The sequence below is a fragment of the Cypionkella sp. TWP1-2-1b2 genome (assembly GCF_049896245.1).
Lineage (GTDB): Bacteria > Pseudomonadota > Alphaproteobacteria > Rhodobacterales > Rhodobacteraceae > Cypionkella.
Genome location: NZ_JAFCTX010000074.1, coordinates 1 through 7,451, shown reverse-complemented (window position 1 = coordinate 7,451; position 7,451 = coordinate 1). Strand labels below are relative to the sequence as shown.

At 56.9% G+C, this 7,451-nt stretch carries 8 protein-coding genes and 1 pseudogene; 6 read left to right on the top strand and 3 right to left on the bottom strand.

Features of this window, described 5'->3' with window-relative positions; translation table 11 throughout:
• Window positions 1–160: 160 nt before the first annotated feature.
• Complete coding sequence (locus tag ACP7AP_RS23635; RefSeq protein WP_426038299.1) at window positions 161–481, bottom strand: hypothetical protein; 321 nt, start codon at window positions 479–481, stop codon at window positions 161–163.
• A 1-nt stretch (window position 482) separates the two neighbouring features.
• The gene (locus ACP7AP_RS23630; RefSeq protein WP_426038307.1) at window positions 483–689 is read right to left on the bottom strand and encodes a DUF2945 domain-containing protein; all 207 of its coding nucleotides are present in this window, start codon (window positions 687–689) and stop codon (window positions 483–485) included.
• 295 nt (window positions 690–984) lie between these two features.
• On the opposite strand from ACP7AP_RS23630, the pseudogene ACP7AP_RS23625 reads away from it, so the two are divergent.
• From ACP7AP_RS23625 to ACP7AP_RS23605, 5 genes and pseudogenes are all read left to right on the top strand, one after another.
• Window positions 985–1,309, top strand: a pseudogene (locus tag ACP7AP_RS23625) (integrase core domain-containing protein); the annotation flags it as partial.
• Between the two features lie 201 nt (window positions 1,310–1,510).
• On the top strand, window positions 1,511–5,560 hold the full coding sequence (locus tag ACP7AP_RS23620; protein WP_426038305.1) for a PAS domain S-box protein: 4,050 nt from the start codon (window positions 1,511–1,513) through the stop codon (window positions 5,558–5,560).
• Window positions 5,561–5,993: 433 nt separating this feature from the next.
• Window positions 5,994–6,074, top strand: a complete 81-nt coding sequence (locus ACP7AP_RS23615; RefSeq protein ID WP_426038303.1) for a YdeI/OmpD-associated family protein — start codon at window positions 5,994–5,996, stop codon at window positions 6,072–6,074.
• Between the two features lie 28 nt (window positions 6,075–6,102).
• Window positions 6,103–6,636 (top strand): nucleoside deaminase, encoded by a 534-nt coding sequence (locus tag ACP7AP_RS23610; protein WP_426038301.1) that lies wholly within the window; start codon window positions 6,103–6,105, stop codon window positions 6,634–6,636.
• A complete protein-coding gene (locus tag ACP7AP_RS23605; protein WP_426038297.1) occupies window positions 6,629–7,063 on the top strand; it encodes a VOC family protein in 435 nt (144 codons plus the stop codon). Before ACP7AP_RS23610 ends, ACP7AP_RS23605 begins: the two co-directional genes overlap by 8 nt.
• 31 nt (window positions 7,064–7,094) lie before the next feature.
• Here the strand turns inward: ACP7AP_RS23605 and ACP7AP_RS23600 are convergent, their stop codons facing one another.
• Complete coding sequence (locus tag ACP7AP_RS23600; protein WP_426038295.1) at window positions 7,095–7,307, bottom strand: pyridoxamine 5'-phosphate oxidase family protein; 213 nt, start codon at window positions 7,305–7,307, stop codon at window positions 7,095–7,097.
• On the opposite strand from ACP7AP_RS23600, the gene ACP7AP_RS23595 reads away from it, so the two are divergent.
• On the top strand, window positions 7,236–7,451 hold a 216-nt coding region (locus tag ACP7AP_RS23595), incomplete at its 3' end, for a hypothetical protein (RefSeq protein ID WP_426038309.1). The two genes, ACP7AP_RS23600 and ACP7AP_RS23595, sit on opposite strands and share 72 nt — an antisense overlap.

Below are 7,451 nucleotides of genomic sequence, written 5' to 3'. Positions count from 1 at the left end.
GCGTTGTAAGAGCGCCAGTTCGTCGTGCGGTAGGTCGGAGGTGCAGGTTTGCTCATACCCTGCGACTAACACCTTGCAGTCACGCAGGGAATCCCTCACGATTTGTGCAACAGAGCCCGCGCAATGATCCACCAGCAGGGTAAAGCCTTGCGGATCCCGGTCAGTCTCCTGACTTAGCTCGCCGGTCCGCCCATTCCTGACCAGCGTCACCGCCCCAAAGAAGCCACGCGATAAAGCCGGCTGACGGATCAGTGTCGGAATTCCACTTGTGCGTTTTTGTCTCTTTATCAACGGTATGGCGGGCAAAATAGCTATGCATTGATTTGATATCGCTTGCCTCCATCTCGCCTTGGGCGATCAACTGCCGCGCTCGCGCGACGCCTACCTCTGTTCCGCCACGGGAAAATTTTTCCCGCAATTTCAGTCCACGGCGTGCATTGGCGGCCATCGCATCGGTTGGCTGCATTGAAAGTTCGGTCATGTCATTCCTGTTTCAAAGCTTTAGCCTTGTGGGCAGCGCGTTTACCCGCTGGGGTTTCAACAAGAAACTCCGGATTATCTTTGGGCGCTGCAACATGGTGACCTTTGATCGTCATAGGCTTCACGATTTTTTTAACGACTTTCCCATGCGCCTGCCCGGCATGGCTGTTCCAGCTCACTTTGTCACCGTTTTTAGGCTCTTTTTGCATTTGCTTCATTCCAAGTTGCGAAAGGAGAACTCGAAAATCCACAATTTGTTCCGTTTGGGCAGTACGGAATGGCATGCACTGCACAGCGTTGACCTGCTTCCGCGGAAACGGCCTCACGTTAATGTATTGTCTGCCCAACCTTGAAGAAGCAGACCCATGCAAAAGAGCCGTTTCACCCAAATGCAGATCATCGGTATGATCAATGATCAATAAGCTGGGCTGAGTGTGGCAGAGGTCTGCTGCAAGCACGGCATCCATTGGTGGACAGGCGAATGCCTTGCAATCGCTGGCAGGCAGCCGTTCCGGAGCACGGGTGGCGCGGGAGTTGACCACGATGATCCGGATTTAGGGCCAACCCGGCTGCATCGTCAGCGATCAACAAAGATCAGAAAACGATCCGGGAGATAGTTTTCTTACGGAGGGCCCCTGAGTCCACCAGCACGGCGATCCTTAAATGGGCAGGCGACATTGGCGTTGCTTGGCACGACATCGACCCCGCAAAACCGCAGCGAAACGGATTGATCGAAAGCTTCAACGGCAGCCTGCGCCCTCTTGGCGATGCAAGAATCGTTTGCCGGACAATGCACGAGTGCCTGAATGAGGAGATATTCGACAGTCTCGCGGGTGCGACGCGGTCACGGTCCTCAGTTCCGGACAAAATAGCCCAGCCGTGTGATGCAAGGTGCCGATCCGAGGACGCTGAGCGTTTCGTGACACAACTATTTGACAAATGGTGTTGTGCACTTCCACGTGTAATGCAAGTAATTGTTGGTAGTATGCACTGCGCTGCTGAATACTGTCATCGACGGAGTATAATCGCAATGCAACAGCCCGCGGAAATCTTGAAAGAAAACGAGTGGCTGCGTATCCGGTTGCAGCAAACGGAAGACGTTGTGCGAGCCTTCCGTGGCGGTGATGTTGATGCTTTGGCGGCTCAACATGGCATTGTAGACGCCAACTGGCTTGGCAATGAAATACTGGCGCAAGTTGCCGACGCCGTTATAGCTGTCGATGAGAGCGACCGCATCATTTATCTGAATGTGGCCGCTGAGCTGCTGTATGGGCTGGCTGAGTCATATGCCTTCGGGCGTCTGCAGGCAGACGTTTTTACCACGCCATGGATCAAAAGCGACGACGAGGCTGCTGCCGCGAAAGCCCTGCGCGAGCAAGGTGAATGGTGCAGCGAAAGTGTTCATCTGCGGCATGACGGACGTGAGCTGAGCGTGGAGTGCAGGATCACCGCGCGAAAGGACAATAAAGGGCTGCCAGACGGCAGGGTGGCGGTGATCCGTGACGTGTCGAAACGCAAGCAGCACGAGAAGGGCATGCTGCTTTCAGAAAATCGATATCGGCGTCTTTTCGAGGCAGCCCATGATGGGGTACTCATAGTTGATCCTGAGACGCGAAAGATCGTCGACGCCAATCCATTCATGATTAAGCTGCTTGGATATCCGCTTGCCGATTTGGCCGACATGGAAATTTTTGAACTCGGTTTCCTTGGTGACGCGCAGGCCGCCAAGGACATGTTTCAGTCCCTGAAGGCCACGGGACAAGTGCGCTATGAAAATTTGCCGTTGCAAACCGAGGACGGCGCACCTCGGTTCGTCGAGGTGGTTGCTAATTGTTACAATGAAAATGGGCACAGCGTCATCCAGCTCAATGTCCGGGACATAACCGAGCGCATGCAAGCTCAAAAGGCGCTGGCCGACAGTGACAATCGGTTTCGCCTCGCGCTCGAAAACTCGCCGATTACCGTGTTCGAGCAGGATCTCGATCTGCGTTACACTTGGATTTACAATCCTAAGTTGGGGTTTACAGTCAATTCGGTAATTGGAACGACCGACGCTGAAATCATGGAGGCATCTGTTGCCCGGCAGTTAACGACCATCAAGCGCGGGGTGTTGCAAACCGGGCAATCCGTTAACCGGGAAGTGACTGCCGCTACGCCGGGAAAAACTGAAAGCCATTTTGATCTGACTGTCGAACCGCGCCGCGGCTCGGACGGCCAGATTGAGGGAATTATCTGCGCCGCGGTGGATATCACCGAGCAAAAGCACGCTGAAGATGCGTTGCGCGAAAGCGAGGCGCTGCAGGCGTTCCTGCTGAAGTTCAGCGACGCGCTCCGGCACCTTGGCGATCCTGTGGAGGTTCAGACCGCCGCACTCCGCGTGCTCGGTGAGCACTTCGGCGCAGTACGCGCCCAATACTGGCAAGTGGAGCCAGACGGGCAGCATGCGCACTCCGAGGGTGGTTACACCAAGGAAGGGCCGAGCGTCTCCGGGCGCGTCCGGCTGAACGACTACGGCGTCCATGTAATAAAGACCCTTGCCGCCGGACTGAAGGTAATGGTCAGCGACATGGCGACCGATCCGCTCGCAAGCAAAGAGGTGCTTGCAGCCTATGATGCGGTGGGGGTCCGGTCCTTTATCACCGTGCCGCTTGTCAAAGGTGGTCGGCTCGTCGCCCTGTTTACCGTCCATCACGCAGGTGCGCGAGACTGGACAACCGAGGAGACCGTCCTCATCGATGAAGCCGCCGAGCGCACTTGGGCGGCCGTAGAGCGCGCGCAGGCCGAGGCGGCCCTGCGCGAAAGCGAGCTGCGGTTGCGCACCTTGTTCGATAACATGGCGGAAGGTTTCGCGCTTTTCGACGTCGTGCGCGGCCCCACCGGGCAGATCACCGACTTGCTTTATCGCGAAGCGAATAGGGCCTTGGAACACCAGACGGGCTTTGATCGCGCAAAAACCATCGGACGAACACTCAAGGAAATTCTTACGCCCTCGGATGCAGCGCGCTTCATTCCCCTTCTTGCCCGAGCCGTCGATCCGGGAGAGTCGGGAACCATCGAAGAATATGCCGAAATCGCCGACCGGTGGTTCGAGGTCAGCGCTTACCCGCATGGCCCCGAAAAGGTTGCCGCATTCTACAGGGATATCAGCGAGCGCAAGCGCGCCGAAATCGCGCTGCGCGAAAGCGAGGCGCGGCAGGCCTTCCTGCTGCGCTTGAGCGATGCGGTGCGGGCCGAGCCGAACACCGAGGCCATAATGGACCGGGCTCTCCGAATGCTCTTCGATGAGATGCAGCTTGATCGCTGCTACGTCGGAATTTATCGGCTGGCAGAGGACACTGGCGAGTTTCCCCATCAGATACACAACGACAGTCTGCCCCCGCTGCCCGCCCATGTGCGTTTGTCCGATTTTCCCGAGGCGCTTCAGGTCGTGTTTAAACGGACGCATGTGTCCGACGACATCGCAAAGATGGCGGGACTTTCGGACAGCGAGCGGGCAAGTTTCACCGGCCTCGGCATCGGTGCCATGATCAACGCAACCCTGCGCAAAGGCGAGAACAACCCGCTTTGGGCAATCGTCGCCGTCTCGGCCTCCCCTCGGATCTGGACAATGGGCGAAGTCTCGCTTGTCGAAGAAGTCGCTGAGCGAACTTGGGCGGCGGTGAAACGTGCACGCGCCAAAGATCGGCTGCAAATTGCACATGACACGTTCCGCAATCTGATAGACCGGTCCCCGTTTGGCACATACATCGTCGATGCCGATTTCCGCTTGATCCAGATTAGCGATGGCGGCAAGAAGGCATTTGCCAACGTGCGACCCCTGATTGGGCGCGACTTCGCCGAGGCGGTGCGCGCCATCTGGCTGGATCCATTTTCCAGCGAGGTCATTGAGCGTTTTCGCCATACGCTGGCAACGGGAGAACCCTTCAAAGCTGTAACTAACGAGCGCCGTGCCGACATCGAGACCACTGAGGCCTACGACTGGCAAATCGAGCGTATGGTCCTGCCGGATGGCCGCCTTGGCGTTGTCTGCCATTTCTACGATTTTTCTGAAAAACAGCAACAGGAGGATCGCATCAAGCTGCTGATGGGCGAGGTCAATCACCGCTCGAAGAACATGCTCGGTCTCATCCAAGCGATTGCAAAGCAGACAGTAAAAACGCAGCCGGAGGATTTCCTCGAGATCTTTGGCCAGCGTGTGCGCGCGCTCTCCGCCAGTCAGGATTTGCTCGTCAAGGGAGAATGGAAGGCAGTGCAGCTAGGCGAGCTTGTCCGTTCCCAACTCGCCCATTTTGGCGATGCGCTCGACGGCCGTATCACGATCAACGGCCCGTTGGTAAAAATCACCGCATCGGCGTCCCAGACACTCGGGATGGCCGTCCACGAGCTTGCCACCAACGCCGCAAAATTCGGAGCACTGTCGAACGAGTCTGGCCGCGTGGTGATTAATTGGAGCTTGCAATCTGACGTCAGCGGTCAGGAGCAGTTCGCAATGTCCTGGATCGAAAGCGGTGGCCCATCGGTTGCCAAACCAGCGCGCCGGGGCTTTGGCTCAACTGTGATCGACGGCATGCTCAAGATGAGTCTCGGCTGCGACGCCGAGGTCAATTTCGCGCCAACCGGTCTCGTCTGGCGTATCGGCTGCCCAGCGGCGGGCCTGATTGAAAGTGACGTGCCGCCAGCGCCGCGGTTGAACGGCACTGCGGCTGTCCAAGAACCCGAGCCAGTATCCGGCCGCCGCGTACTTATTGTCGAGGACGAGCCTCTCATTGCCATGGATTTCAGCCAAGCCCTTTCGGACGCGGGCTACGTAGTGATCGGTCCCGCGAACTCGGTCGCCCGGGCACTTGCATTGCTTGCGCAATTCGGTTGCGACGCCGCCGTGCTGGATGTCAATCTTGGTATGGAAACTTCCGAACCCGTCGCACGCGAGCTGATCAAACTCGGTACACCTTTCGTCGTCACATCCGGGTATTCGCGCGAGCAGCAGCCCGAAATCATGCAGTCGGCGCCGCTTCTGGGCAAGCCGGCAAGTGCACATATGCTGCTTGCTCAAGTTGAGCGCTGCTTGGGAAGGGAATAGTGACCTGAGATCGGGAGGCACGGAAACCCTGCGCATGATCTAGACCGAGTCCTTTCTCAAAGTGGCCATCGATAGCTTGGAGGAAATGCGCCGGTGGCTTGCCCGCTTCAAGAAATCGGGGCCCGTAATATACGTTGATCTTCTGGATGTGTTGGATGAAGTGCATTGCAGGGGTTGGGTGGACGGACTGGCCCACAAGATGGACGACGAACGGACCATGCAGCTGATTTCGCCGGTTCGGTAGCAGAAATGGTCGAAAAGCTACAAGGACCGGTGGGAGTGGTTGTATGTGGCTGGCGGGATGCAAGCCCCCGGACTGGCCGCGATTGCCGTTTCCAAGGCTTCAGAACTATAAGACGCCTACGAGCAGGTCGACCTTCTTCAAGTTCCACATGACCTTCGCGAGGTACTCGACGCACGGCCGCAAGCCGCTTTGTTCTTCGATGCGGCCGCGCCGTCCTATCGGCGCAACGTTCTGCGCTGGATCAACAGCGCAAAACGTCTCGAAACCTGAGCGGCGCGCATTACTGCGGGTTGTAGAAATGTGCTCGTCGGAACAGGGCGAGACTGTAAAAAACGAGGTTCCTATGCAGACTGACCCAAACCCCACCCACAAGCCTGTTACTCCGACAGCTGCCGAGAGTGCAGCGATGTGCGACGCCATCGACCGGGCGTTGAGAGCCGCGAAAGAAAACGGCAAAGCTGGCATCGCGGCGGCGGTGATGCAGGATGGGCTGATCATTGCCACCGGCGAGAACGAGGTTCATCTGCAATCTGACCCGACAAAGCATGCTGAAATGGTTGCGATCATCCGTGCTGCGGCGCATCTGAACCGAACGGATTTGTCCGGTTGCTCCATCATTTCAACATTGCAACCGTGTGAAATGTGCCTGTCAGCAATCCGTTTTGCCGGGATCAGCCGGATCATCTTTGCCGCAACGCAAGCAAATGTGCCGTCCAAATATTTTGCCTTCCCGCACCTTCGGATCGAAGATTTTCAGAATGGTGAGTTTGAGTTTGCAGGGGGCGTGGAGGAAGCCCTCGTACTGCATCTTTATGCAAATGGCGATGAATAACGCGCGCCCGGTGCCGGGGCTTCTCTCCATCCTCGAGACCGCCCTTTACGTGCACGAGCTTTCCCGCGCTGCCGTGTTTTATGAAGACGTGATGGGTCTGTCACCGATACATGCTGACAATCGGTTGCGCGCATATACTGTCAATGGCCGCAGTGTGCTTTTGTTGTTTTTGCGGGGAGCCACAACAAAGCCGGTGCAGACGGGCGGTGGTCTGATCCCGCCGCATGACGGTTCGGGTGCCTTGCACATGGCATTCGCCGCCACGCACGAAAGCTTGGCCGAATGGCGCTCTCATCTGGTCGCTGCAGGTGTCGCAATTGAAGGTACCTCCGATTGGAAGCGCGGCGGCCATAGTTTGTATTTCCGTGATCCGGATGACAATCTGTTGGAAATTGCAGCAACGCCGGGCTTGTGGCCGGGCTTCTGAAAAGTTTTTCCCCCGCCCTTGAACCAAGCGGTCACACAGAAATTTTGCCGCTATCTTCGCCATCCCAATAACGAATTCGCGCGGCGTGAACATTAATCAAGGTCATGCCCACTGTGTCGATCCCTTGGGAAACCAGCGGTGACACCCAATGCTCGGCAAAGGAGGATTTATCATGGATCAGCGTCGCATGACCCTGAACTGCAATGATTACACTTCCGCCCCGGAATGCGATCTGACGCGGCACCCCATGAAAAGCTGTAGCGCGACGATTAGAGCAAGTCGCCGTTCATATGATTCAGGCTTCCCATCTTGGACGGTTTCTGATTCCCTGATCTTTCCAGATATAGGGGATCGAGATGGGCAAATCACATCCTATGGAGCTTCGCAG